We start from the raw sequence: 330 nt of genomic DNA on the forward strand, positions 1-330 counted from the left end.
TTCCTCATCGCCGTACCGACCGGTGTGAAGTTCTTCAACTGGATCGGCACCATGTGGAAGGGCTCGTTGTCCTTCGAGACACCGATGCTCTGGGCGACCGGCTTCCTGATCACCTTCACCTTCGGTGGTCTGACCGGTGTCATCCTGGCGTCCCCGCCGATGGACTTCCACGTCTCCGACTCGTACTTCGTAGTGGCCCACTTCCACTACGTCGTCTTCGGCACCGTGGTGTTCGCGATGTTCTCCGGCTTCCACTTCTGGTGGCCGAAGTGGACCGGCAAGATGCTCGACGAGCGTCTCGGCAAGATCACCTTCTGGACGCTGTTCATC

General features: G+C 59.7%; 1 protein-coding gene. It reads left to right on the forward strand.

All coding sequences use genetic code 11. The features are described 5' to 3' along the window. A partial coding sequence (locus FDO69_RS40990) for a cbb3-type cytochrome c oxidase subunit I (protein WP_170321026.1) occupies positions 1-330 on the forward strand: 330 nt, incomplete at both ends.

The sequence above is a fragment of the Streptomyces tibetensis genome, from assembly GCF_007655005.1.
GTDB classification, from domain to species: Bacteria; Actinomycetota; Actinomycetes; order Streptomycetales; family Streptomycetaceae; genus Streptomyces; species Streptomyces tibetensis.